25 protein-coding genes are annotated in these 26,315 nt (G+C 35.6%); 4 read left to right on the top strand and 21 right to left on the bottom strand.

The window, feature by feature from the left end; all coding sequences use genetic code 11:
• Positions 1-3 precede the first annotated feature (3 nt).
• The 9 genes from IGL23_RS05045 to IGL23_RS05005 form a co-directional block, all read right to left on the bottom strand.
• Positions 4-837 (bottom strand): ABC transporter ATP-binding protein, encoded by an 834-nt coding sequence (locus IGL23_RS05045; protein ID WP_033594999.1) that lies wholly within the window; start codon positions 835-837, stop codon positions 4-6.
• 351 nt (positions 838-1,188) lie between these two features.
• Positions 1,189-2,652, bottom strand: a complete 1,464-nt coding sequence (locus IGL23_RS05040; RefSeq protein ID WP_033595001.1) for a helix-turn-helix domain-containing protein — start codon at positions 2,650-2,652, stop codon at positions 1,189-1,191.
• A gap of 187 nt (positions 2,653-2,839) precedes the next feature.
• On the bottom strand, positions 2,840-4,951 hold the full coding sequence (locus tag IGL23_RS05035; RefSeq protein WP_033595003.1) for a MucBP domain-containing protein: 2,112 nt from the start codon (positions 4,949-4,951) through the stop codon (positions 2,840-2,842).
• Entirely contained in the window at positions 4,944-5,288 is a 345-nt protein-coding gene (locus tag IGL23_RS05030; RefSeq protein ID WP_002366500.1) for an LPXTG cell wall anchor domain-containing protein, read from the bottom strand. The genes IGL23_RS05035 and IGL23_RS05030 overlap by 8 nt, the downstream gene beginning before the upstream one ends.
• 16 nt (positions 5,289-5,304) lie before the next feature.
• Positions 5,305-6,333: a DUF916 and DUF3324 domain-containing protein gene (locus tag IGL23_RS05025; protein ID WP_033595005.1), complete on the bottom strand. Its 1,029-nt coding sequence runs from the start codon at positions 6,331-6,333 to the stop codon at positions 5,305-5,307.
• Positions 6,320-6,985 carry a WxL domain-containing protein gene (locus IGL23_RS05020; RefSeq protein WP_002366498.1) on the bottom strand — a complete coding sequence of 222 codons (666 nt, stop codon included), beginning with the start codon at positions 6,983-6,985 and terminating at the stop codon, positions 6,320-6,322. The genes IGL23_RS05025 and IGL23_RS05020 overlap by 14 nt, the downstream gene beginning before the upstream one ends.
• A gap of 185 nt (positions 6,986-7,170) precedes the next feature.
• Entirely contained in the window at positions 7,171-8,514 is a 1,344-nt protein-coding gene (locus IGL23_RS05015) for an NADH peroxidase (RefSeq protein WP_002357926.1), read from the bottom strand.
• A gap of 185 nt (positions 8,515-8,699) precedes the next feature.
• Positions 8,700-9,392: a response regulator gene (locus IGL23_RS05010; protein ID WP_002365522.1), complete on the bottom strand. Its 693-nt coding sequence runs from the start codon at positions 9,390-9,392 to the stop codon at positions 8,700-8,702.
• Positions 9,373-10,923 (bottom strand): Spo0B domain-containing protein, encoded by a 1,551-nt coding sequence (locus IGL23_RS05005; protein WP_002371550.1) that lies wholly within the window; start codon positions 10,921-10,923, stop codon positions 9,373-9,375. The genes IGL23_RS05010 and IGL23_RS05005 overlap by 20 nt, the downstream gene beginning before the upstream one ends.
• A 147-nt stretch (positions 10,924-11,070) precedes the next feature.
• Here IGL23_RS05005 and IGL23_RS05000 point away from each other — a divergent pair, with 147 nt between their 5' ends.
• Positions 11,071-12,396 carry a 2-hydroxycarboxylate transporter family protein gene (locus tag IGL23_RS05000; RefSeq protein ID WP_033595007.1) on the top strand — a complete coding sequence of 442 codons (1,326 nt, stop codon included), beginning with the start codon at positions 11,071-11,073 and terminating at the stop codon, positions 12,394-12,396.
• Positions 12,397-12,427: 31 nt separating this feature from the next.
• Positions 12,428-13,597 (top strand): NAD(P)-dependent malic enzyme, encoded by a 1,170-nt coding sequence (locus IGL23_RS04995; protein ID WP_002378209.1) that lies wholly within the window; start codon positions 12,428-12,430, stop codon positions 13,595-13,597.
• A 73-nt stretch (positions 13,598-13,670) separates the two neighbouring features.
• On the opposite strand, the gene IGL23_RS04990 is transcribed toward IGL23_RS04995, so the two are convergent.
• From IGL23_RS04990 to ireB, 4 genes are all read right to left on the bottom strand, one after another.
• Complete coding sequence (locus IGL23_RS04990; protein ID WP_002385984.1) at positions 13,671-14,519, bottom strand: helix-turn-helix domain-containing protein; 849 nt, start codon at positions 14,517-14,519, stop codon at positions 13,671-13,673.
• 499 nt (positions 14,520-15,018) lie between these two features.
• Complete coding sequence (locus IGL23_RS04985) at positions 15,019-15,324, bottom strand: DUF1292 domain-containing protein (RefSeq protein ID WP_002357933.1); 306 nt, start codon at positions 15,322-15,324, stop codon at positions 15,019-15,021.
• Positions 15,325-15,361: 37 nt separating this feature from the next.
• A complete protein-coding gene (ruvX, locus tag IGL23_RS04980) occupies positions 15,362-15,784 on the bottom strand; it encodes a Holliday junction resolvase RuvX (protein WP_002357936.1) in 423 nt (140 codons plus the stop codon).
• Complete coding sequence (ireB, locus tag IGL23_RS04975; RefSeq protein WP_002357937.1) at positions 15,781-16,050, bottom strand: regulatory phosphoprotein IreB; 270 nt, start codon at positions 16,048-16,050, stop codon at positions 15,781-15,783. Before ireB ends, ruvX begins: the two co-directional genes overlap by 4 nt.
• 435 nt (positions 16,051-16,485) lie before the next feature.
• Between ireB and IGL23_RS04970 the strand changes: the two genes are divergently transcribed.
• A complete protein-coding gene (locus IGL23_RS04970) occupies positions 16,486-17,238 on the top strand; it encodes a threonine/serine exporter family protein (RefSeq protein WP_002357938.1) in 753 nt (250 codons plus the stop codon).
• Positions 17,239-17,243: 5 nt separating this feature from the next.
• Positions 17,244-17,744 carry a threonine/serine exporter family protein gene (locus IGL23_RS04965; protein ID WP_002385987.1) on the top strand — a complete coding sequence of 167 codons (501 nt, stop codon included), beginning with the start codon at positions 17,244-17,246 and terminating at the stop codon, positions 17,742-17,744.
• 51 nt (positions 17,745-17,795) lie between these two features.
• On the opposite strand, the gene IGL23_RS04960 is transcribed toward IGL23_RS04965, so the two are convergent.
• From IGL23_RS04960 to IGL23_RS04925, 8 genes are all read right to left on the bottom strand, one after another.
• Positions 17,796-18,662, bottom strand: coding sequence for a TIGR03943 family putative permease subunit (locus IGL23_RS04960; RefSeq protein WP_002357940.1), 867 nt, complete (start codon positions 18,660-18,662; stop codon positions 17,796-17,798).
• Positions 18,663-18,680: 18 nt separating this feature from the next.
• On the bottom strand, positions 18,681-19,595 hold the full coding sequence (locus IGL23_RS04955; protein ID WP_002357942.1) for a permease: 915 nt from the start codon (positions 19,593-19,595) through the stop codon (positions 18,681-18,683).
• Positions 19,596-19,804: 209 nt separating this feature from the next.
• Positions 19,805-20,611 carry an MBL fold metallo-hydrolase gene (locus tag IGL23_RS04950; RefSeq protein ID WP_033595008.1) on the bottom strand — a complete coding sequence of 269 codons (807 nt, stop codon included), beginning with the start codon at positions 20,609-20,611 and terminating at the stop codon, positions 19,805-19,807.
• A 56-nt stretch (positions 20,612-20,667) separates the two neighbouring features.
• Positions 20,668-21,522, bottom strand: coding sequence for a two-component system regulatory protein YycI (locus IGL23_RS04945; protein WP_002365516.1), 855 nt, complete (start codon positions 21,520-21,522; stop codon positions 20,668-20,670).
• Positions 21,522-22,832 (bottom strand): YycH family regulatory protein, encoded by a 1,311-nt coding sequence (locus tag IGL23_RS04940; RefSeq protein WP_002385989.1) that lies wholly within the window; start codon positions 22,830-22,832, stop codon positions 21,522-21,524. The genes IGL23_RS04945 and IGL23_RS04940 overlap by 1 nt, the downstream gene beginning before the upstream one ends.
• Complete coding sequence (gene walK, locus IGL23_RS04935; protein WP_002419179.1) at positions 22,829-24,658, bottom strand: cell wall metabolism sensor histidine kinase WalK; 1,830 nt, start codon at positions 24,656-24,658, stop codon at positions 22,829-22,831. Before walK ends, IGL23_RS04940 begins: the two co-directional genes overlap by 4 nt.
• Positions 24,659-24,664: 6 nt before the next feature.
• The gene (yycF, locus tag IGL23_RS04930; protein ID WP_002357947.1) at positions 24,665-25,369 is read right to left on the bottom strand and encodes a response regulator YycF; all 705 of its coding nucleotides are present in this window, start codon (positions 25,367-25,369) and stop codon (positions 24,665-24,667) included.
• Positions 25,370-25,542: 173 nt separating this feature from the next.
• A complete protein-coding gene (locus IGL23_RS04925; RefSeq protein WP_050443327.1) occupies positions 25,543-26,244 on the bottom strand; it encodes an MIP/aquaporin family protein in 702 nt (233 codons plus the stop codon).
• Between the last annotated feature and the right edge of the window lie 71 nt (positions 26,245-26,315).

Raw genomic sequence — 26,315 nt, 5'->3', positions numbered from 1 at the left:
CTCTTACTCCCCTTCAACTAATGAAAAATAAACATCTTCTAAATTTAGTGCATGTTTTTTCATTTCTAATGGAATGATGTCGTTTAAAACCAACTCTTTCAAGAACAACGGATAATCTGCTTCCGAAATTAACCAAAGAGGATGTCTTTGTTCTACGCCATCAAAAAGAGCACTAATTTCACTCACTTTGTCTTCGTTTTCTTCATCAAAGGTAAATTGATAGACTGATACTTCTTTTCCTAAAGTGACTGTTTGAATAATTGCTCCATTTTTAATAAAATACGCTCGATTGCACAACTTATCTAGATCCCCTAAAATATGACTGGAAATGACAATCCCTATATGTAACTCTTTTGCTAAGTGCTTTAGTGTCTGAATGGTCGCTTGTACGCCATCTGGATCTAAACCGTTCATTGGTTCATCTAAAATAAGCAGCTCATTTTTGTTAATTAAAGCTAACGCCATTCCTAAGCGCTGCTTCATACCTAAAGAAAAATCTTTGACTTTCTTTTTCCCATAATTTTTCATATCAAATAGTGATTCTACGTAATCAACTGAATAACTCTCTTTTGAAAGAGCACGAAAATAATTAAGATTTTCTCTTGCTGTTCTATTTGGAAAATATTTAGGTCCATCAATTAAAACACCAATCCGTTCTTGTCCAACGACTTTACCTTGAAAATTAACAATTAACCTACTCATGATTTTCATTGTAGTCGTTTTACCTGCACCATTTGGACCAATTAAACCTACAATTTCACCTGGTTCTACAGTAATTGAAATATTTGTTAGAATTTCTTTTTTATCAATGGTTTTTGAAATATTTTCTAATTGCATTAGCAACACTCCTTAACTACAATTTTTTTCAGCCTTTAGTTCGTAATAGCAAAACAAGCCAATCCCTATTAATTTAACACTAATTACTACCATACCAAATGCAACCATTACTACCCGCTCCTTTCTATACTTTCAATTACTAGCATAGCAAGAAAAATAATCATTTTTTAGTGTAAAAAAATCCGCTATTTGGAAAAAAAATAAAAGAAACAGCGCCGGCAATTATCCTTCAGCGCTGTTTCTAAACTGACTAAAATTGTCTGTTAGCCAATGTTGCTTTTGTAAGTAAACAAAATTAATAGTAGTCGATATGTTATTAATTTAAAATGTAAAGCTCGCAAAAAAGTAGCTTTATTTATCATTGCAATGGGTTATTTTATAAAGAATTTTCTCTAAATTCCGCCAGTTGCGTTCTGTTGGTATATTTTTCATCAGTAATAAAGTCGTTCCTTTTGTATCAAAATAATAGTTAGAAATCACTAAATCGACTTCAGATGCATCTACTTCATAATCATAAAAAGCCAAGGGATAAGCTTTACCAAAATAATTTTTTATTTTATTCATCAACCATAATCGATGAGTATGATGTAAATCGTCTGCAATTAAAATCTTAATGGGCGTCAATTTCTTTAACAACAAATCATAATAATCTAAAACATAGTAATAGTTTAAGAAAAGTTGTTCCCAATTTTTTAAAATTTCTTTGACCTCTTTTGTTGCCTGCTCTTGCAAATCTCGATGAAAGTTCTCCATCAGTTGGGCTATTTCCGTATTTTGTCTTTTAATTTCATTAATATAAGACTGATTGAAAAATAAATCAGTATTACCGAAAAAGAATTGACTTCGCTCGTGGAATGCCACAAAGTTAAAAATTAATTCAGAATCTGACAAATCCAATTGAAATTGATAGTCTTTTTGCGTGAGGTTATTTAATAGCAATACAGCTTGGTAAGACGTAGTATGATGCAATTTATGTGCTAATGCATGACTAACTTCATAGCGAGGATTATCATCAATCACTCCAAACGAGTAGATAATTCGATATATAAAATAGATCTCTTCTTCAGGCAGCGATAAGTTACACTTCTTCAGCCACATTTTTACTAAAGGAAAAGCTTTATCAGAATCAGCTACCTGTTTAATTTCATCTAAAAGTTCCACTCTTTTTTGTGGTGCACGTTCTAATACAATTGCTAGCCAATAAGAAAAAATTCGTTTCGGCAAACGTAACAATTCAATATCGTATACCTCTTCAAATTGTTCAATATATTGTTCAATCAACTTTTCAGAAATCGTAAATGGCCAGTCACCTGTACGTGAAGATTGCCAATAAAAATAATAATAAAAAGAACGACTCATGCTTTCTTGATTCTCTAGTTCTAAAGAGAACGTATGAAAGGTCATTTGATATCTTTTAAAATATTTTACTAATAATTTGGCATACCGAAAAACAGTCGAAACACTTGTAAATTGCGCATCTGCATAGTCTTCTAAATTTCTGTCTGGGTATTTGTACATATAATCAATCAAATTGAAATTATAAGATTGACGATAATAATGCAAGTAAACATTATAGATAGGAAAATTAGCATCTTTATACATATAAAATCGTTGATTATTTTCATTTTTCAGTACAATTTTCCCATTAAATTGTTTAAAAATGTCTGATAATTCTTCTACATACAATAGAATAGATTTTGAAGAAACATTCAGTAAGTCTTTTAAATCTGCAATGGTTCGCCACTTGTTTTTTTCTAAGAGATAGTTAAATAGACGAATTTTCTTTTGAGAAGATTTCGTTAAAAATGTATGCACTTTATCAACCTCCTGTATTTCTAAATTTTTATAAATAACTTAGTCATATTAATTATACGACTTTCTTTTTGCAAGAGGTAAATTTTTGCCCCCAAAAAAACAGGTGCTAAAGAAGTTCCTTAGCACCTGTGCTTAATTTCAATTGATTCAATTATTAAGTCATGTTTAACGGAAATTTTATCTAGCTTTAAATAGGGGCATCTTCTAAGTTCCAAACTAATTGACCTTGATAGCTACCCGCGACATCGCTTGGAACTAAAGTTAATTCAAGTGTATTTGCTAAATTCAACATTTGACTTCCACTGCCACTAGCAATAGTTTGTTCGACGTCATTAATCGGTGTCCGTTTGCCCTCTTTAATAAAGCTTAAACCTTTTGACAATGTTTGATTATTTTGATTTTTCATCATTTGTTGCATTTTAACTTTGACTTTCCATTGACTTTTATCTAACTGGCTTTCATCAGTGATAGCCAGTTCTGCTTCTTGTGGCAACTTGACATAGCTATCTTTTACAGGGATTTCTAGTTGTCCAAAAGAAAGAACGTCAGGTAATTTTAATTGCGGCCCCTTTTCCAGACTGACTATCTTTTTTTCATTATTTGAAACTTGTCCAGTTTCATTCATTGCGTAAAATTCAACTTCTTGGTCAAGCCAATTATCTGGTATCTTCATTTTCACTTGATCGTCAACAGTCTCTGGTGCTGTTGGATACTCTTTTACTAATTGTTCCTCTCCACCGAAACGTGCCATTACGCGAATCGTTTTTCCTGCTTCGTGTTTTAAAGAATACGCCACCTCAGCTTCTTTAGTAAAGCGAGAAACCGGTATTGCCTCTCCTGAATTTTTCAATTGAAATTCCAAATTTTTACGATACCGATGAACGATTGTTTGTTCTTCTTGTTTAAACGTTCCTTGATCTTGTTCCACTGGATTTTTAACTGGATAATATCCAGGGATTTCAGGATACTCAGATGATACATCAAATGCTTGTGTTAAAATACCTGGCTGACTCATTGGCTCTTTCAATGGTTGATTATTTTCGTCGACAAAAAGAAGATTCACTTTGCTGTTATAATTCACTTTCAACATGCCTTCGGTCGCTTGATTAAACACTTTATCTCTATTGGTGGCCTTTGTTTGGATTGTATAAGGTAATGTCAGATTTCCTTCTGTATCAATGAAACGATTATCTACTGCTGGGGCATCTTCACGCCATTTCACGGCGACTGTATAAAGTAAAGTCGTGGCAGTTAACCGGCTATCTTGTGGTTGTAAGGCAGTCAATACTAATTCTTCTCCTTGCATCTCTTGTGAGAACAAAGCCGTTACATCTTCACCATTAAAGTTTTGAATATTGATATTACCTGGCTCGTATTGCTGTGATTGCAAGAGATTTGTTAAGTTAAAACGTACTTCTAAATTACTTAATTTACGATCCTCTGCAACATTCGGCATGATTTGTTGGGCCTTTAATTCACTAACAGGTTGCGGCTTCTCTAACGTTAAAGAATTTGCTAAGGCCCCGCCAAGCTCAGGTTTTGCCACAAAGTCTGTACGATAAGGAATTTCTAATGGCTGATTGTTATTCCAATTTCGATAAATAAAGGTTAATTTTTCTTTTGGTCGAGTTAAAATTTGTAGCTGTTGCTTTTGACTATTGATGGCATCGGTTTCCGTTTCGTTATGATAAGTTACCCAATAACCACCACTTTCATCATTCCATGTTCTAGAAAAGTTATTCGTCGGTTTGCTCGCATATAGTAATTCCAAAGGGAAATATATACCAAAATAGTATTTTTTACTTAAATCATACGTATTAAAAGAGGTTTTTAATTGTATTGGTTGGTTTTCTTCGTCAAAAAATTCATACGTCACTTTTACATCTCCAAGGAGAGATAGTGTTAAGAAACGCTCTTTTTCAAAAAAGATTGTTCCCCCCGCACGACTTGGTAAATTTTTCAACATTGAAACTTTAACGCTGACTTTTTTGCCTTGATACCACCCCACATTACGAATCATGGCACTACCTACAGGAGAATTTTCATCAACTGTTAATTGACTACTGTTCACATTGCCTTCAAGTGGAATGACTTCTGTTTCTGCCCCAGATTGCATGACAAAAGTATGGGAAGCTGGCGTATAGACACCTGGCAAGGCCTTAAAGTAACCATAATCAGACAATTTTGTGTGATTTGAAATTTTCTTGACTAACTCAGTTGCTTCACCAATTTGCGGTCCTAAAGCAAACCCAATCAACGTGATTATAAAAACGAATGAGGTTTTAGCAATCTTATTCATCTGCTTTCCATCCTTTCTTTCGTCTTCGAGCCACTACAAACAGGATGATGCTTATAAGAAGTAAACCGATAGTTAGTAATTCCAATTGCTGTTTTTCTCCCGTATTGGGTAAAAGTTGATTGATTAATCCTTTATCAGAGTTAATCGTTTCTCGATTGGGTTGTTTGGCTTCATTAACTGGGGTTATTTTTTCAAAAGGCACTACCTGATCCTTATAATTTTTCTGATAAAATGTTATGCCTACTTCTGAATCTACTTGCTGCGCATGTACACTATTAGCACTTGCTAAAAAAAAGAGTGCTAGCATGAACACAAGATACCCACTTCTTTTTTTCATTTTAAAGCCTCCCTATTTATGATTTATTTTGGCGTAGTTTTAAAATATAAATAAATAACGCCAAAATAATTAAGATACAGCTTCCTATCACAAGATACAGAAGAATATTCGAAGCAGGTCGGGTGACTTTGACTGCCTCCTCATTCAATTTTTCATCTTCACCTTTAATTTCAAACGCTTTTTTCAATGTCCACTTTTTACTGTTTTGATCTTCCAACTGAATCGTCAACTCATATAAACCTTTTTTTAAGGCTTCATCATTCCAACTAATTGGAAGTTCAAATTGACTACGTGGTGCCACAGAAATTTGTTTTGATAACTCACGAATTTTCTCGCTTTTTCCTTTTTTAGTAACAAAGGCGTTCATTTTCAATTGGCTCATTAAAACTGGTTCTGGATTTTCAATTGTCGCGAACAGTGTTAAATAACCATTTTCTAAACCTGGTTTCACCTTTGTTAACTGAAATGCTGGTTCCATTTTTTTATTTTCAACAACAAGTTTTGCTCCGATTGTGTAAGCAAATTTATTCGTTAAACTAAATCCTTTTATTTCCTTCTCTTTTCCATCTATTAATTCATAACAATAAAATCCACCTAAAATCGTTCCTTCAAAACCATTTTTAGGGACATTTAATTGAAATGAAACTTCTTTTGTTTCTTTTCCTTGTAATTCGACTGTTTGTGACGGCGAAATCAATTCTTCAAATGTAGGACTACCTAATAATTTTTTTCCATGTTGCGAATAGTCTAAAGCGCCATTTTTATTGGTCAGCCCATTATTTGCATCGACACGCACTTTAATCGGTTGATCACTTACATTTTTCAAGCGTAATTTAAACTCTTGTGTGCTTCCAGGGGAGACTTTCAAATCGTAATAACTGACGGAAGATTGCTGGTTTTCTGGTAAAATAGCTTCTGCTTCAAAATTAATCTGATTTTCCTCAGCAGAAGCCGGTGCAGACCACAGAACCAACCAGCTAACTAAACTAAGAAAAAAGATGGGAATAAAAGTTCCCCATCTTTTTAAAGTCTTACGCTGGCGCATCAGATAAACCCCATGTAATCGTTGCTGTGTAGGCTTGTGCTTCAACACCTGCACGTGGTACAAAAAGTTTTACATTTTCATTTTTACCTTTTTCCCCTTGGAATAAGGCAGCCCAGGCGCCTGCACCTTTGCCTTTTTCAGCTGACATTACTGGTTGTAGTGAATCATTTAGTGTTAAACTATTTGATGCAATTGTTGGTGCTTCTGATTGGTTACTTTCTGTAGTTACTTGACCATTTGCCAAGGTTAATTGTGCACCTTTTAAGACGTTTTGATTTGTTACACCTTTAAATTCTGATATGGATGCGGATAGTGCCCAGCCTTCTGCACCTCCACGAGTATCATTAACTTGGACAAATGGTTTTTCATTTTGTGCAAAGTAAGTGGCATCCCCTTGTTGGATTTCTTGTTCACCAAAGCTAATACTTGAAGCGTACGGGATTGATAACGCGCCTTCTGCGCCCGTAGCTGGATCTTCATCTGTATCGCCTGTTGGATCAACGACAGGTTTGACATCTTTCCCAGAACCTGCTTTTAAAGTTACATCAGCTTGCGTGTCTTGTAAGTTTGCTTCATTTGCATAAACTGCTTGTCCTGCAATACTTAATGTTAATGCACTTAATGCAACACTTGCTAAAATTTGTTTTTTCATTCTAAAATTCCTCCTAAAATTTCTTGGTCACTTGCGACCTGCTTTTATTTTTACATCATTTTGAAATTTTAGTAAGAGTAAAAAAATTCTTTGTTTTAGAAAAAAAGTAAAAGTGCGTTGTTATTTTTTTGAAAATATACAAAAAGAACGATACTATTTTTCAGCATCGTTCTTGTCTTGTTTTATTAACGTTCTTGTTTCACCGCTTCTAAAGCCGCTGTATTAATAATATTCCAAGGTTTGTCAAACGCTGGTTGGAAGAAGAAATCCGCATAGGCTAAGTCTTCAATCGTCATTTTGGCTTGAATCGCTAATGAAATAGCATTAATGTTTGCAGTTAAATCTGCTTTTGACATTAATTGAGCGCCTAAAATTTGTGTTGTTTCAGGATCATACACTAATTTAAACCAAGCTTTTTGTTTGTCTGGATTAAAGTCCATCAAGTAGTCTTCTACTACTGTCACCGCTTTTGTTTCTTTTCCTAATTTTTGAGCCATGACTTCGTTAATCCCTGTTGAAGCAAATTTATAATCAAAGACGGCCAAGCCAGAAGATCCTTGAACACCAGGGAAAGGTTTAACTGGTTCCTCTAGGTTTTTCACAGCAAAGCGACCTTGTTTACGAGCATTCGTTGCTAAGGCAATATTTACTTCTGTGTCTGCAGGATTGTATTTAATTAACGTAGCATCCCCTACTGCAAATACATCCGGCTCACTTGTCCGCATGTATTCATCCGTCTTGATTAGGCCATTCGGATGTAATTCCAAGGTACCTTTTAACCAAGCAGTGTTTGGACGGACACCAACCGCTACAACGACCAAATCAGCATCGTACGCATTTTTATCTGTAACGACTTTTTGCACACGACCGTCGCCTTCGTAACGTTCAACTGTTTCACCAGTTGCAATGGTAATATTATTAGCTTCCATCTCTTCTGTTAAAACATCTGTAAATTCTTTATCTAGATATACCCCTAATGGACGATCTAAAATGTCAATAACAGTAACCTTTTTGCCGGCTTTTGCAAATGCTTCGGCAGCTTCAATCCCAATATAACCACTACCAATCACAACCACATTATTGACTTCTGGATCTACTGTTTTTTGTTTTAATTTAATGGCCCATTGACGACCACGCATCAAGTAAATATTATCCAAATCTTTACCTGGAATATCTAATTCAAATGGGACAGCTCCGGGACTGATGATTAATTTATCATAATTTTCAACACGTTCTTCACCTGACACTAAATCTTTCACTGTCACTTGATGTTCTTTTGGTTGAATCGCTGTAATTTCAGTATTAGAAAAGACATTCACACCACGACTCTCCATTTTTTCGCCAGTCATATAGCGAACAGAATTAACATCTTTCACTTTTCCTTCTAGGTACAACTGCATGCCACAAGACAAGAATGAGATAAAATCACCTTTCTCATACCATTGAATTTCTGCATCAGGATGAAGATTTAGTAATTCCTCTACCGCTTCATAACCTCCATGTGATGATCCTAAAACAATAACTTTCATCGCTCGTTCCTCCCATATAATATTATTTCTTACATAATAAAGAATATCATATATTCTCAAAAAATAACAAATAATATCCTCTTTTCCATTCTCAATTAAGTTCTTTAAATGAGAATAAAAAGGAGTATCCTCTGTATTTCGCCACTTTTCAATTACTTTTTTTATTTACTAAAAAATAAAAAATACTAAATTCTCCGATACGATTGATAGGGACGCCCCACTTTTAAATAGCTATTTTTACTTTCTAAAAGGTTATTCTTTTCTAGAAACAACACATATTTGCGAACAGAAACATGTGAAAGCTGACTTGCTTCTGATAATTCTTGAATCGTAAAATAGTCGGTAAATTCGTCTATTTTTTTTAACAATAATTGTAATGTTGCTTGTGTTAGTCCTTTTTCTAAGGACAGGTTTTGAAGATCTTGTTCATTTTTACGTGCGTTTGTCTGTGAAGAATGAAACAATTGGTCCACTTTTGTTTGCGAAAGCTCCTTCGTTTCCAGCGTGAATTGAGCAGCTTTTTTCTGATAGTTTTCGATACTTTGTTGAAATCGCTCAAAAGAAAAGGGTTTAACTAAATAGTCTAAAACGCCTAAATGTAAGCTTCGTTTAACGTTTTCCAACTCATTGGCAGCCGTAATCAGGATAACTTCTGTATCAATTTTTTCATCTCTAATTGTTGCCAGATAGGTCAAGCCATTGCCATCTTTTAAATGAACATCTAATAAAACAAGTGCTGGTTGTTTTTCTTTCGTTAGTTGTAGACCTTCAGCAATTGTTGCCGCCGTAAAAATAGTCGGTTGGTGAATTAATTTTTCAAGATATTTTTGATGTATATATGCAACCATAGGATCGTCTTCAATAATCAATAGGTTCATTTTCCTCTGCTCCTTCGTAATGAACATTTATGCGAAGGACAAGCCAATTGTTTTGTTGGTTTTCCCAAGTCAATGTCGCTTCCGCATTCTCTAATAATCTTGCCAAATAAGAAGTGAAAAACTCTTGCTCAAAGCGTTCCAGTTGTTCTTTTGGATAAGCAAACGAATAAGTCGTCGTCAAACTTCCTGGCTGATAATCAATGGTTTCAATGATCTCTTCTGGCAACATTTGCTCCATCAGGAAACGATGAATATAACGGTAGATAGCAATCAAATTTTGCGTATCTTCATCTCGTTTATTTGGTGGAATTTCTGGATAAATTTCAATAGCTAATTGTGTTTTAATTTCTGCAAACTTGATTCTTTCCCCACTTAAAAAACCTGCTAGAATAGGATTTCTGACCAAAATAGCTAAGCGCTGTGCAAATTCCTTTTCTGGTTTCAATAAATCGGCTAGATAATGTTTTAGCGCCTCATAATCTTCTAAATCGACTAAGCCATAAATGACATGCATCTTATTCATAAATTCGTGTGATTGACTTTGTAATGCCGAAGCATATGTTGTTGTGCTGACAAGCTGTTCTGCGACAATAAACGTTTCCGTCGCATTTTTCAGAAAGATAACATGCCCAATTGTTTTTTTATGGACATTAATCGGGGCGATTGAGACGAAATAATCCTGGCCATTTTGGCGATAGAATTGCTCTGTTTTTGAATGTACGATTAATTTTTTAGGAGATAAAACCAATGCTGAAAGTTTCTTTCCTAGTAAATTTTCTTCACTATTTGTTATATTATGATACATTTTAGTTGCTTCAATATTTGCTAATAAAATATTTTGATCGGTATCAATCACAAGAATTGCGTCTTTCGTTTCCTCAAGCATGGCGTTTCGCTCTTCTAATAGACGAGCAATTTCTCTTGGCTCTAAATCGTGAAGTTGTTTTTTTAAATAATAAGAAACCACGATGGCTAATATAAAGCCAAAACCAACACTTAAAAGGACACTCACTGTGTAATCATTTTTTGTTCGTTCAATCAATTGTGAAAGCGAGGTCATTTTAATGCCCATTGCCACAACCCCAATTTGTTTTCCTTGATCATAGACTGGGACAAAACCTCGTAATGATTCTCCTAAACTCCCTTGACTAACAGACAAATGTTCCTCCCCTTTTAATGCTCGCACTTCATCGCCACCTTCAAAATGCTTACCTATTTTTTGGCGATCAGGATGTGTTAAACGAATCCCCTGCATATTCATAATCACGATAAAATCCAACTGATGGATTTCACCTAAACGAACCGTATACGCTTCCAATTCATCTGAATAGTGATCATTCTTTAAGGCTTCAATAACATTCGGTTCAATAGCCAACTGTTCCCCGACGGCTAAAAGTGCTTGCTCTTGGTTTTTACGAACTTCTTTAATTGTTTGGACCGTCGTTACTCCGTAAAAGAAAGTAATCATAATAATTAATGTTGCAATAAAAATCACTGATAAGAAGCACCATAATTTCCCGCCACGCTTCATTCCATCCCTCTTTTCTCTTCAAATAAAGTATAGCATAGGAAGATTTGGTTAAAAAACTTTTCTTTAGTTAAATTAATTAAATAATCTACTCTACAGAAAACGTTTACATTATGATGAATATAGATTAAAGTTATAGGAGGAAATAGCATGGAAAAGAAATTGCACGCAACAGCTGCTAATGAAACAGATTGGCGCAACAAATTAACCAAAACGAGGATTGGTTCGGTTACGTTACCTGTTTATCTTGTAACAGCTAGCATTATTCTTGTTACGGCTCTATTAGAACAACTAACAGTCAATATGTTAGGTGGTTTTGCCGTAATTTTAACAATGGGTTGGTTACTTGGAACAATTGGTGGAAATATTCCTATTTTGAAACATTTTGGCGGTCCCGCAATTTTATCTTTATTAGTACCATCAATTATGGTCTTTTTCAATTTACTCAACCAAAATGTCTTAGACTCAACAGATATTTTAATGAAACAAGCAAACTTTCTCTATTTCTATATTGCATGTTTGGTCTGTGGAAGTATCCTTGGAATGAACCGCAAAATTTTAGTCCAAGGTTTAATGCGCATGATTGTCCCGATGGCATTAGGAATGATTTTAGCAATGGGTGTTGGGACCCTAGTTGGAACGCTGTTAGGTCTCGGTTGGAAACATAGCCTTTTCTATATTGTCACTCCTGTTTTAGCTGGTGGAATTGGTGAAGGCATTCTTCCTTTATCCCTTGGTTATAGTGCCATTACTGGATTGCCAAGTGAACAATTAGTGGGGCAATTAATTCCCGCAACCATTATTGGTAATTTTTTTGCTATTATGTGTTCTGGTTTACTTAGTCGTTTAGGAGAAAAACGCCCTGAACTTTCTGGACAAGGTCAGTTGATTAAAATTACCAATTCAGATGATTTAAGTGATGCTTTAGAAGAAGACAAAGCACCAATTGATGTAAAATTAATGGGCGCTGGTGTTTTAATTGCGTGTACCTTATTTATTACAGGCGGTTTATTGCAACACTTAACAGGCTTTCCTGGTCCTGTTTTGATGATTGTTGTCGCAGCCTTTTTAAAATACTTAAACGTAGTACCGAAAGAAACCCAACGCGGATCAAAACAGCTTTATAAATTTATCTCTGGCAATTTTACGTTCCCGTTAATGGTCGGCTTAGGTATGTTATATATTCCTTTAAAAGATGTCGTAGGAATGCTTAGCTGGCAATATTTTGTTGTGGTAATTAGTGTCGTTTTCACTGTTATTGCTACAGGATTTTTCGTTTCACGCTTCATGAATATGAATCCCGTTGAGGCTGCCATTGTCTCCGCTTGTCAGAGTGGTATGGGTGGGACTGGCGATGTGGCTATTTTAAGTACAGCCAATCGAATGAACTTAATGCCGTTTGCACAAGTTGCGACACGTTTAGGCGGTGCCATTACAGTAATAACAATGACTGCTATTTTTAGAATGCTTTTTTAACTATAAGTGAATTATTTAGGAGGAAAATGATATGTCAACAAAAGATGTAAAAGAATTAGCGATTGAGCAAGCAAAAAAATTTGGGGGAAAATTAGAAGTCTGCCCTAAAGTTCCGATTGAAACAAAAGCAGATTTAGGAATTGCCTACACACCAGGTGTTGCGGCTGTTTCTTCTGCCATACATGAAAAAAAAGAACGCGCTTACGAATTAACAACAAAGAAAAACACCGTCGCCGTTATCAGTGATGGTTCAGCAGTTTTAGGTTTAGGTAACATTGGTCCTGAAGCAGCGATGCCTGTCATGGAAGGAAAAGCTGCATTGTTTAAACGCTTTGCTGGTGTGGATTCGATTCCCCTTGTTTTAGATACACAAGATACCGAAGAAATTATTCAAACGGTGAAATTTTTGGCTCCAACCTTTGGGGGAATTAACTTGGAAGATATCAGCGCTCCTCGTTGTTTTGAAATTGAACAGCGTTTAATCGATGAACTAGATATTCCCGTTTTCCATGATGATCAACACGGGACAGCGATTGTTGTTCTAGCGGCTTTGTACAACAGCTTAAAATTAATCAACAAGAAAATAGAGGACATTCATGTGGTAATCAACGGCGGTGGCTCCGCTGGTCTTTCGATCACAAGAAAATTTTTAGCTGCTGGTGTAAAACATATTATCATTGTTGACCGTGCAGGGATTCTGAGCGAAACAGATACAGCTCTGCCACCACACCACGCAGAAATTGCGAAGCTAACCAATCGGGAACACCGTACCGGTGATTTAGCTACTGCTCTTGAAGGCGCTGATGTCTTTGTTGGTGTTTCGGCACCAGGTGTTTTAAAACCCGAGTGGATTCAACAGATGAATGAGCAGCCAGTTATTTTTGCAATGGCTAACCCGATTCCTGAAATTTTTCCTGATGAAGCTTTAGCGGCAGGCGCTTATATTGTCGGAACTGGTCGTAGTGACTTTCCGAATCAAATTAATAATGTGTTAGCCTTCCCTGGCATCTTCCGTGGTGCCTTAGATGCTCGGGCGAAAAAGATTACGATTGAAATGCAAATTGCCGCTGCCAAAGGTATTGCAAAATTGATTCCCGATAACGAACTCACGCCGACTAATATTATTCCCGATCCATTCCAAGAAGGAGTCGCAAAAGTCGTCGCCGAAAGCGTCCGTAACGCTGTCAAAGAAACAAATTAAAAAGAGAAAAAAAGGAACAACCTAACTCCTCTTGAGTTAGGTTGTTCTTTTTAAAATCTGAAACAATAATTTATTATTTAAAACTGATATTAAACTCTTGCATATCTTTTTCAATATAAGTAAGTAATTTTTTATTTTCAAAGAAACGTGTAAAGTAGTACGCAATACGATAATCTTCAACAGCATCTAGTCCTAGCATTTGTTTATTAAACGCTTTTTCGTATAATAAGCAATCTAAAGAGTAAATAGAACTGTGCGTCCGATTAATTTCGATTCCTTTATCACTTAATTCAATACTCTTTGCATAGTCTTTAATTAATGAATAGAATTTTGCGGTATTATAATAAATACGGCATTGCTCTAATGGATAATCTAATTTGAATTCGCTTAGCAATTGTAAAGATTTATCGTAATAAACTTTTGCTTTTTCAATATCATCTTCTAATTCATATAAAATACCGATCGCATTCATACTCAAAATATTATAAATATTAATATCACGACTAATTTCAGAACCACGATGTAAATAGAACAATGCTTCGCTATTATTTTTCTTACCTAATAAACTCGTAATTCCTTTATAATAGAAAAATTTTGTTTCTAAAATTCTGTTTGAACTTTCGATATCATCTGGATAGTCTTTCAACAAATCATAGGCTTCATCGTGCTTAAAGTAAAAGCATAATTCTTCTACTTTATTTAATAAGCTTTCGAGTTTTTTCTCACTAGAACCTTCGATACATTCTTCTACTTGTAAGTCTAAACGTAGACATACAGATGAGAAAATGTCTAAACTGTCACACACATTTTTGTTTTCAATGTTACTAATTGTTGCTTGTGTACAAATTCCTTTTGCCAATTCAGCTTGCGATAATTTTTTCTTTTTACGCGCTGTTTTGATTTTTTCTCCCGCTACTCTCACAGTCAAAACTCCAATCTTTCTATTTTTTTGTATTAAACATACCATCATTTTACAGATAATGTTATAATGAAGCTATCATAATAAAGGAGGTGAAATATATGTTTGATTTACTTGCTTTATTAACTGGAATTTCAGTTCGTGGCAATGCACCACACCAATAATTACGTGTTTGTTTAACTGAATTTCTGACGGCTCTACCTATGCCAGTAGGTGGAGCCATTTTTTTATTTAATATTATAAAATTAACAGTATTTCTGAAACCTCACACTTAGTATAACACAAATTATAAATTATGCTAGATAGTTACCAAATTAACGTCATTACAAGGATGTTACGTTTTTACAACATCTTGTAAAACTAGACAATGCTGTCCTTCTTTATCCACCACACTCAATGATAGTGATAGTATCTTATGATAGAAACAACATGTACATTATAACAATTATTATTAAGAAAGCTACTTCTCAATAGGAGAAGTAGCGCTTCTCTCGTTACAGTTTTACTCTTCTTCTTCAGCCATGAATGTATTGAAAACTTCTTCAATCATATCCCATTCAGCATCTGTTTCGATTTGCTGTAAATCGCCTTCTGTACCTTCTGCGTTTTCCACATATGAGTAAGCTTGCAATTCAACATCTTCATCCTCAGGAATTCCTGCTGGATATAATAAAACATAATTTTTACCGAATTCTTCTTGACCGTCAACAGTTAGTAAGATCTCGTATAATGTTTCATTTCCTTGTTCGTCTACTAAAGTAATGTGTTCATGTCCTTCGTGATCATGATCGTGGTTGTGTTCTGTCATTCTTCTTCTCTCCCTTGATGTATTCAAAGCTCGATAATTATCGGCTATGTGCATCTAAATAATTTTGTAGAATCATTACTGCCGCTAGTTTATCAATGACTTTTTTTCTTTTGGCTCTGGAAGCATCTGCTTGCTCCACCAAGAAACGCTCTGCTTGGACAGTTGTTAATCGTTCATCTTGATAGTCAACAGGTAATTGAAATAATTCTTGAATCTTATCACCATATGCCATGGATGCTTCAGCTCTAGGACCGATGGAATTATTCATGTTTTTCGGTAAACCTACGACAAATTTCGTGACTTCGTATTCTTTCACCAATTCACCTAATCGCTCAAAGCCGAAGTTCTCTTCCTCTTCATTGATGCGAATAATTTCGATGCCTTGCGCTGTCCAACCTAATAAATCACTAACAGCCACACCGACTGTCCGTGAACCTACATCTAGCCCCATGATCCTCATTTGATATCGATTCCGTGGTTCGCTAAGTAATATTTGGTTAATTCTTCCATGATTTCATCACGTTCATGACGACGAATTAAGTTTCGAGCATCTTGATAACGAGGAATGTAAGCCGGGTCCCCAGAAAGTAAATACCCTACTATTTGGTTAATAGGATTGTATCCCTTTTCTTCTAATGCCCGATATACGGTTTCTAACGTTTCACTGATTGCTTTTTTTCGATTATCATCAAAATCAAAGCGTACTGTTTCGTCTGTAAAACCCATTTTACTACACCTCACTTCTACTTTTATACAATTTCATTTTACTAGAAAAGAACCGAAACTACAAACAAAATTTCTTCTCCTTCTCTCTTTTTTGTTATTTCTTAGTCTTTTATTAATAAAGGCTTCGTAAAAAAATGACAGCCATCGATAATTTTAAAATTATAAAAACAAATACACAACTTTATAAAACAAGAATAAAGCTCTGCTAAATCGCCAGAATATCACCTTTCCCTCCAATTCATTTTGCGAAAAAATCGACGTTTTTCTTTTGAAAACTTTTAAATATCTAGGATTAAATAATATCAGCCTTTTAATGTTACAATTCGCTAACAATCTGTTTACGATGTAAATTTTCGATTGCAGCTGTTATTTATTTCCTCTTTTTGGTTCGTTTGTAGTACACTAGAAGAAAATACATAAAGTGAGGCTTGCTCAATGACTCCTGCTCATTTGGATTTACTTTTAGAAACCTGTTTGTTAGCTGGTAAAATTATGATAGAAAGCGATGCAGAAATGTACCGTGTTGAAGATACAATGAGCCGAATTGCGCTTGCTTCTGGCAACTATCGAATGGTTAGCTATGTGACACAAACCGGGTTATTTGTTGGCATAGATGGAACCTCCACGATTCGTATGGTTCAAGTAATGAAACGTGGCATTGATTTAGAAAAAATCTCTCGTGTGAATCAGCTGTCTCGTGCTTATGTGGCTGGTGATTTTTCTTTAGAGGAATTACTGAATAAACTAAAAGTGATAGATAGTGAACACCGACATTTTCCAATTAGCGCACGCATTGTTAGTGCGGCCGTTGTCAGCGCTACAATTATGATTCTTTTTGGTGGTGTCTGGTCCGATTTATTCTTGACTTTTCTGATTGGTGGTTGCGGCTATAGTCTTTATTATTTTAGTTTAAAGTTTCTCAAGATTAAATTTTTATCTGAATTTTTAGCTTCGCTGTTTATTGGTGCAGCCGCTATTCTTTCAGTCAAATTGGGACTCGGACAATCACAAGATTTAATCATCATTGGTTGTGTCATGCCTTTAGTGCCTGGTGTGCAAATTACCAATGCTCTTCGCGATTTGCTAGCTGGACACTACTTATCGGGTGTTTCTCGTGGGACTGAAGCATTAATGACTTCAGGAATGATTGGTTTTGGCATTGCTTTTGTCTTTCAACTTTTCTATTAAAAGGAGTGACTTACTTGCTAGGAATCGTTTTGGTACAATTTATCTTTAGTTTTTTAGCTTCTGCGGCGTTTGCAGTTATTATTAATGTTCCTCGACGATCACTGGTGGCTTGTGGTCTAACTGGTAGTGTAAGCTGGATGCTTTATTGGGTAATCGTTGAAGTTTTTAGTGGGAATGCGGCATTAGGTTCCCTCATCGGTGCTGTCGGTGTTGCGGCAGTAAGCTATCTATTCTCAAAAATATTAAAAATGCCTGTCACGATTTTTAATATTCCTGGTATTGTTCCATTGGTACCTGGTGGCTTAGCCTATCAAGCTGTTCGGAATATCGTAATTGGCAATTATGAAAAAGGCGCCTATTTTACCGTGCAAGCTGTAATGATTGCTGGGGCAATTGCGTTAGGCTTAGTCGCTTCTGAGGTTTTCAATCAGAATATCCGCAGCTTTCGAGAAAAAAGAGAATCTTTGGGTTTTATTCGTCGTAAGCGCAACAAAATTAAAAAATAGACAGCAAAAAAGTTGGTTGCTTCCATTTGATAAGGAAGCAACCAACTTTTTTTAAAAGGAACGATAGACATATTGATTTTTTGGTGCTTGATCTGCTTTGACTTTCTCCACTTGCACAGTTGGTATTTGCCGTTTAAACGGTGGATAATAGGACAACTCAACGGTTCCGGTAATCGTTACCCAATCATTGTTTTGAAATTGAGTATGTTCAGGAAAATGAACCAACAAGCCAAAAACGCCAGAATCAGCGACACAATGAATAATCCCAAAACGGAAGACAAACTGGTCAACACTTTCTTCTCGTTTTGAATTATAGACAAAGCCTTTATAAGAAATCCTTTTCCCTGCAAATTGACTTGGATAATTATAGATTAGTTCCATAATTTCCAAATAGTTTTCATCCGTAATTGAAATCACAGATTGGCCATCATATTGTTTCATGGCTTTTGCCATCTGCTTGTCATAATCCGTCTTATTGAAATACATACTTGTATCAGGTTTCAAATATTGCGTTTGCATATCAGGATCCCCTACTGATTCTTTACTTACTGGAAAGTTAAATCCTTTTGCTTCAACAATTGTTGTGTCTAAACTAACTGTCGGAAATAATAAGCCAACAATCAACGGTAAAGAAAGTAGTAAATAGGCAAGCCCTCTTTGGCTGGGTTTTTCCAAATTATGCTGATGGCCATGATGTTCATGTCCCCCATGTTGGTGCATGTCTTCATGTTTTTTTTGCATTGATGGATCTGCTTGGTTCCACAAAATCAATTGGACAATCGCCATAATAAAAGCTAAAACCATTGATAAAACAGCTAAGTAATTATAATGAATATTGATATATTGGTTCAGTTCACCTGAAATTTGAAGATACATCATCAACCCCATATATCCAATTAAAATAATAAATCGTATCATCGATTGTAGGCCTCCTTTCTAAACTACTGCCGCATAAATAGTTACGACAAGCGCCACTATCAAAACAAATTGTACAATGAATGACATTTTAAAATAACGTTTCATCATCAATAAATTTTTAATATCTACCATTGGACCAAAAACTAAGAAGGCGACAATTGGTCCTGTGCCAAATAAACTCAAAAGAGAAGAACCAATAAATGCATCTGCTTCTGAACAAAGTGATAGAGTGGCAGCGATGACTAGCATGACTAGAATCGCTAAAATCTTTGAATGGCCCAATTGCATAAGCGCACCAGTTGGGATATAGGTTTGCATGATTGCTGCTAACAAAGAACCAAAAATTAAATAACGACCCGTATCAAAAAATTCATCAATACTATGGGTTAACGCTGACCAGCCGTTTTTCCAAAATGAACGAGCTTCATCAACGTGTTCATGCGTATGAGCAACCTGCTCTTCTTTAATCTGCGCCAACTCTTTTTCTGTTAAAATTGATTCTTTTCGAAAATAAGCTAACCAAATGCCGATAACCCACGCGACAATCATACTACCTAAAACTCGCCAAATCACAAATTTTGTTGCGCCACTAAAGGCTACGTATGTTGAAAATAGCACAATTGGATTAATGATTGGTGCCGTTAACATAAAAGCAAAAGCGGTATGTGTTGGTACATCTTTTTTAACAAATTGATGCACAATTGGGACGATCCCGCATTCACAAGAAGGGAAGAAAAACCCTAGGAAACTCCCTACACAAATTGATAAAAATTTATTTTTAGGTAACACTTTTTTTACTCGTTCTGGTGTTAAAAAAACATGTAAAGCGCCTGAAATCAAGCAACCTAACATGACAAAAGGCAATGCTTCGATAATAATCGAAAGAAAAATAGTGCTCATCTGTAAAACAGAGTTTGGTAAAAATTGAAACATTATAGACCTCCCACTAGTAAAAATCTAGTTAACTATACTCCTAACACCAGACAAACACAAGTATTTGTCAAAAAATTAACTAAGAGTTTAAAAGTATTATCACCGATGTCTCTGTCAAACCAGCTGGATAAAAGAAAAAAAATGAGCATGGGACAAAAATCACTTTGGATTTTTGCTCCACGCTCAAAAACTGATAAACCACCATTATTCTAAATTTGAAATAACTCTGAGGCTGAATCGGGGTCTGTATCATATACCTTAAATGCTTCACCGACGCCTAAATCCTTTTGCTTCAAAGTAGACTCCATGGCCATTCGCGCATGAAGTTTCGTATTATTTTCTTTGCTAAGATGACCTAAATAAATGCGTTTTGTTTTATCACCTAACACATCCGCCATCACAAGAGCACCATCATCATTGGATAAATGGCCTTTATCTCCTAAAATCCGTTGTTTAAGACTCCATGGATAAGGTCCTGCTCGCAAAATTTCAATTTCATGATTGCTTTCGACTAAATAAGCATCTGCATTTTCAATCGTACCACGAATATGATCGCTACAATAACCTGTATCCGTTAGAACAACAAAGGAACGATTATTGCGATGAAAACGATAAAATTGAGGCGCAATCGCATCATGTGAGACACCAAAACTTTCAATGTCCATATCTCCCAAGGTCAAAACTTTGCCCATTTCAAAAATATGTTTTTGAGCGACATCGACTTTGCCAATCATGGGATCCATCGCTTGCCACGTTTTTTCATTAGCATAGACATCTAACTTATATTTTCGCGCTAACACGCCAACGCCGTGAATGTGATCCCGATGTTCATGTGTAACTAAAATCGCATCTAAATCTTCTGGTTTGCGATTGACTTCTGCTAACAGTGAAGTGATTTTTTTGCCACTTAAACCCGCATCTACTAATACTTTCTTTTGGTTGGTTTCAATAAAAAGGGAATTGCCTGTACTGCCACTGGCAAGAACACTGATATTAAAAGTAAACTCTGAATCCATTTAAAACTCTTCCCTTCTACATTACAACATTAACGTGTTTCATTATACAACGGACCTTAATGTTTTTCCACCTTTGGCACAGTATTATTTGTGATGATGGTATTACTTACGGCATTCACCTGTTCAATTTCAACTGAATCTTCACCAGTAGAAATTCCTACAAACCAGACTGGAACGTATACATTTTTCTCACGAATTTTATAAATTCTTGAATAGGCCAATTTAATGAATGTTATTTTGGAATTACTAGGAATCCGGTTATTCATATAGAGCGTGTCTATCGCATCACGATTGGAATATAAATCCGTTTTGTCCCGTAACTCTTCAATATTTTCAATGTGCGTTTGCGAATATTTACTAATTTTCCATAATTCACCTGACGTATCTGCTAAAATACTTAATTTTGCCGTGTCGTCTCTAAAAGGAATTCCTTTATACGATTGTGCAGCCACAATTTCTGCCGTCGGCTCTTTTAAATGAGAAAATTCTGGTAAGTATTGATATTCGTCTCCGAATAATAAAGCATTTTTTTCATTTAAAAAGGTACTTAAATCTTTATCAATTTTCTTAGGATCAATAAAATAGTTTTTACTAGGTACACTCGTTAAAGTATTATCCGCAATTTGCAGCCCATTTCTCAAAAAATTTTTATTCTTTTCACGTTGGATTTTTAAAGCAGCAGAAAAATTGGTTTGTTCGCCACTTAAATAATAACCTTCCAATCGTTCTGAAGAAAGTGTCCCTTTATACGAGATGTTATCTTTTTCCAACCGACTTTCAATCGATTCTGTTTGGCTGGAAGAAGAGACGTTGCTCTCCTCTTGTTGACCTTCCCGATAAATTCCAAATAAAAAGATATTTAATCCTAAAAACGCTAAGAAGAAAATCCACTCAATTCGTTTAAAATCCATTAGCCCACCTCCAAGCTTGGTAATTGTTTTACCAAGTCCGTTGCAGTGTACCAATTGTTGTTATAAAGGACATACCATTCCGGACTTAAATCAACGACTTGTTTGACTTCTTCAATTGTCTGCCACGTATAACCGATAACAGCCGATTGGATTTTTTCCTTTTTAGCACCAGCCGTTTCTAAACGCTTAATCAATTTTTCCGTGCTTTCCAGCGTCACTTCTTCTTCTGAAGGAATCGGTACTTGGATTGTATTCACACTTGTGTTAATGGTTACGCTTGGCGCAGCACCATCGTTGTTCGTGATGCGAATATCCACTTGGCCTTTTAAATCATTACTGAACACTGGGAAACCTTCCACAAAAGTCCGATAATTGACACTATCTTTCGTTCGATCAAAGTAACGTAAATTCCCCATATTGGTTCCTAAACGTTTTACATAAGAAAAGCTTTGATTATAGATTGAATCCCGTTTATTCTCTTCTGGCAAGGTCCCTTTAAAATCAATTTTTCCCAGTTTTTCTTCTGCAAACAATCGTTCTTCTTTACTCGTATAGGTTAAGTCTTGACTGTCTTCATTGGTTTGGATATCTTCCGTTTCATTGAAAAAAGCATTCCTAAAACGAGTAACTGGTTGCGAAGCTAAGATATAACTGTACTTTTTCAACTTCATATCATTGGTTAAATAACATTGTCCTTGTTTGGTTAGCGTATTTTCGGAAACGTCTTGATATTGCAATCCCTCTTTATTGATAATTCCCATTAAGCGCGCCTTATTGACAGTCATGGGCGCTTCATAGACGTTGGCTTGATCATAATCTAAAAAACGTATCTTATTTTCGTTAAAATCCAATTGAATTTTCGTAAAATACTGGTCCGTCAACTCATTAAAGTTAGTAAAATTAATGGATAGATTATAAATCGAAGCATAGTCCGAGATTAAAAAGGGACCTTGATAAAGAAGTTCAATGCCTTGTTCCATTTGGTTGTAGCGCTTAAGTTGCTCTGCATTTTTTGTCACAACTTGTGTCAATTTACCAAACGTAGCCATTTTAATATCATTTTGAACATTACTAATTAATGTTTCACGATTACTTTGCATCGCTTTTCCATCAGTTATTCGAATCAATTGCAAAGGTAAATAGACATCGCCAATGGCTTTTTCATTGACAGCTGTTGTGACTTGGCTTCCCGACTTCATTTCTGGTATTTTTTTGGCAGAATTCAGCCAGATATTGACTGAAAAATATATACTTAAAATGACCATTAAAATCAAGCCAATTCTTGTAATCCATTCTGATAATTTCATCATTCCCACCAATCCTCTTCATAAGGTTCATATGGTAGTGAAATATAGAAAGTCGATCCTTCACCTTCTGTACTTTCCACCCAAATACTCCCGTTATGGGCCCGAATTACTTCTTTAGAAATTGCTAAACCTAAACCAGTCCCACCTTGTGCTCGTGCACGTGCTTTATCCACACGATAAAAACGCTCGAAGACTTTCCCGAGATCTTTTTTAGGGATGCCCAAACCTTGGTCCGAGATACTAAAGACGACATTATTATGTGTTTCAACTAGTCGGCAGGTAATGACGCCGCCATCTGGCGAATACTTAATTGCATTGTTCAAAATGTTGTCTAAAACCTGAATTACTTTGTCTGTATCTAACTCTACCCATAAATCGCGTTTAGTAAATTCACGGCGAATTTTGTAATTTTTTTGCTCATTTTCAATCATCATATCAAAGCGATCCAAGACAAAATTAATCAATTCGTTAAAATTCACATATTCTAATTGAAGATGTGTATTCCCAGAGTCCATCCGAGATAAATTCAACAAATCATTAATCATACGAATCATCCGGTCGGTTTCTTCTAACGTAACTTTTAAGAAATTCGGCGCAATCTCAGGGTTTTCCCAAGCCCCTTCACTTAAAGCCTCTATATAACTACGCATACTTGTCAAAGGCGTTCGCAACTCATGAGAGACATTGGAAACAAATTCCCGTCTTTCCCGTTCGTTTTTTTCCTGTTCTGTGACGTCATGAAGTACGCAAACTAAGCCAGTAATAAATCCTGATTCCCGACGAATCATCGTAAAGTCTACCCGGATAATCATTTGGTCTTCTTCACGATCAGACGTTGAGCGATCAATCAGCAGTTCATCTGGCTCTTCTAACAGCTTCCGCAATGTGTAATCTTCTTCAATATCTAACAACTCTAATAACGAGGTCCCAATCACATTTTCATTTTTTACATTTAATAATGAAAGAGCCATTTCATTAATCGTAATCACCTTTCCGCGGCGATCCGTCGCAATGACGCCATCTGTCATATGCGTTAAGACACTATCTAAACGATTTCTTTCTGCTTCCATTGTTTCTTGTGCTTCTTCAATCCGTTCTGATAATTGATTAAATGTTTCTGCTAATTGGCCTAATTCATCTTTTCCATGGACTTCTACTTTTCCAGCGTAATCACCACGAGCGATTCGAAGGGCTTGCTCGCGCATTTCCCCAATCGGCTTCGTGATTGATCGTGCAATCAGTAAGGTCACAATAATCGAGATTGCTGCGGCAATAATAGAAGCAGTGAAAAAGATACTTGCTGTGTTGGTAATTTCTTGGTATTTATTTTCTAAATTACTTTTCACATAAAGGACACCAATCACTGTTTCTCCAGTAGGCGATTGAATCGGCTGGACATTCACATACACGCGTTTATCATTATCTAAAGCTTGATATTTTTTACTCGTAAAGTCATTTAAATCACGATAATCATTCTTTTTCCCAATAATATTTTGTTGATTTAAATCATTGGTTGCCCGAATAATCCCTTTATCATCGACAATTCTCGCTTCAGAAATATCTGCATTTGAAAAATCCGATAACGCTTTTTTTAAATTTGCATCAACATCACTACGTTCGAGATCTTTGTTGCTCATCTGCGTACTTAACGTATTTGACAATTGGACAACCTGAGAATCCATATTTTTCTTAAAATCGGAAATCGTAGTGGCTTCCAATTCACGAATGAAATAGCCACCAATGATTTGAATCGCAATCAGTAACAGCAGAATAAATGATAAAGCAATCTTAAAATTAACAGATTGAAAAAAGTGAACTTTTTTCTTCATACCTGATTACTCCTGTTCAGGATTTCTTAGATAATAACCAACCCCACGACGAGTAACTAAATACGTTGGATGACTTGGACTATCTTCAATTTTTTCTCTTAAACGACGTACGGTTACGTCCACTGTCCGCACATCCCCAAAATAATCATAACCCCAAACGGTTTGTAATAAATGTTCACGAGTCATGACTTGTCCGATATGTTTTGCTAAGTAATAAAGTAACTCAAATTCACGGTGGGTTAATTCAATTTTTTCACCCCGTTTTGAGACCATGTATGCATCAGGATGAATGGTTAAATCACCAATCGTTAATTCAGATTGCGTTGTCACCTCGGCTTCTTTCGCATTGGTTGCACCTCGCCGTAAATTGGCTTTTACACGAGCAACTAATTCACGATTTGAAAATGGTTTCGTTACATAGTCATCAGCGCCTAATTCTAATCCTAAAACCTTATCAATTTCAGAATCTTTGGCAGTCACCATAATGATTGGCATGTCATGTGTTTTGCGCACTTCTCGCGCGACTTCTAAGCCATCCATTTTAGGGAGCATTAAGTCTAAAATAATTAAGTCTGGTTCCACTTCTTCCACTTTTTCAAGTGCTTCTTCTCCATCATAAGCAGTAAATACTTCATATCCTTCTTTAACCAAATTATATTTAACGATCTCTGAAATTGGCTTCTCGTCATCAACTACTAAAATTTTCTTCACAAAGAGACACCTCTTTTTCCTTCTAATCTTATTTGATACTTTCCTATTATACCTTATTTTGATGATGTTTTCATCTTTAGCTAAAAATGCGCCTTCAGGTTCTCCTAGTATAACAAAAAAAGAATCTCTGACAACAATTGACGCTTGTTATCAAAGATTCTTCTTCCGCTAATCTATTCTTCCGTATCTAAGACGAATTTTGCTACAAGAGCGGCTAATAATCCACCAATTAATGGCGCAACGATAAAAATCCACAACTCAGATAACGCTGAACCACCCGCAAAAACGGCTGGCGCGATGCTACGAGCTGGGTTGACAGAAGTTCCTGTCAAAGGAATGCCGACTAAGTGAATCATTGTTAGTGTTAACCCAATTACGATTCCTGCTAATGAAGCATTGCCTTTCTTAGCACTTGTAACTGTCATGACAACTAAAACAAAAATAAATGTTAAAATAATTTCGACTGTCAATGCACCAGCAACACTTAATTCCCCTACGCCATTTTGACCTAAGTTCTCAATACTTTTACCAGCACCTTTTAGAATGCTTAATAATGCAAATGAGGCAATCAAGCCACCAATAATTTGTCCCACTACATAGTAGATTAGTTCCATTGTTGTTATTCGTTTATTAAGCCACATTCCTAAAGAAACAGCTGGATTTAGATGTGCACCTGAAATTGTGCCAATACTATAGGCAGCAGCAACGATTGTTAAGCCAAATGCTAAGGCAATCCCCGTTGTTCCAATCCCTTCCATACCATTTCCTAGAACGGCTGTTCCTGTCCCAAAAAAGACAAGAATAAATGTTCCTAAACATTCTGCTATTGCTTTTTTCACAAAAAATTCCCCCTTTGTAGATGAATTGTAACACATTCGTGAAATTTTCAATATAATTTTCGTTGTTTTTCCAGTAAAATGATATTTCTATGAAAAAGAGAAATCTT

It is taken from the genome of Enterococcus sp. MSG3299 (assembly GCF_050555765.1).
GTDB classification, from domain to species: Bacteria; Bacillota; Bacilli; order Lactobacillales; family Enterococcaceae; genus Enterococcus; species Enterococcus faecalis.
Note: the sequence above shows the minus strand (reverse complement) of the source record. Positions and strands in the feature narration are given on the sequence as shown.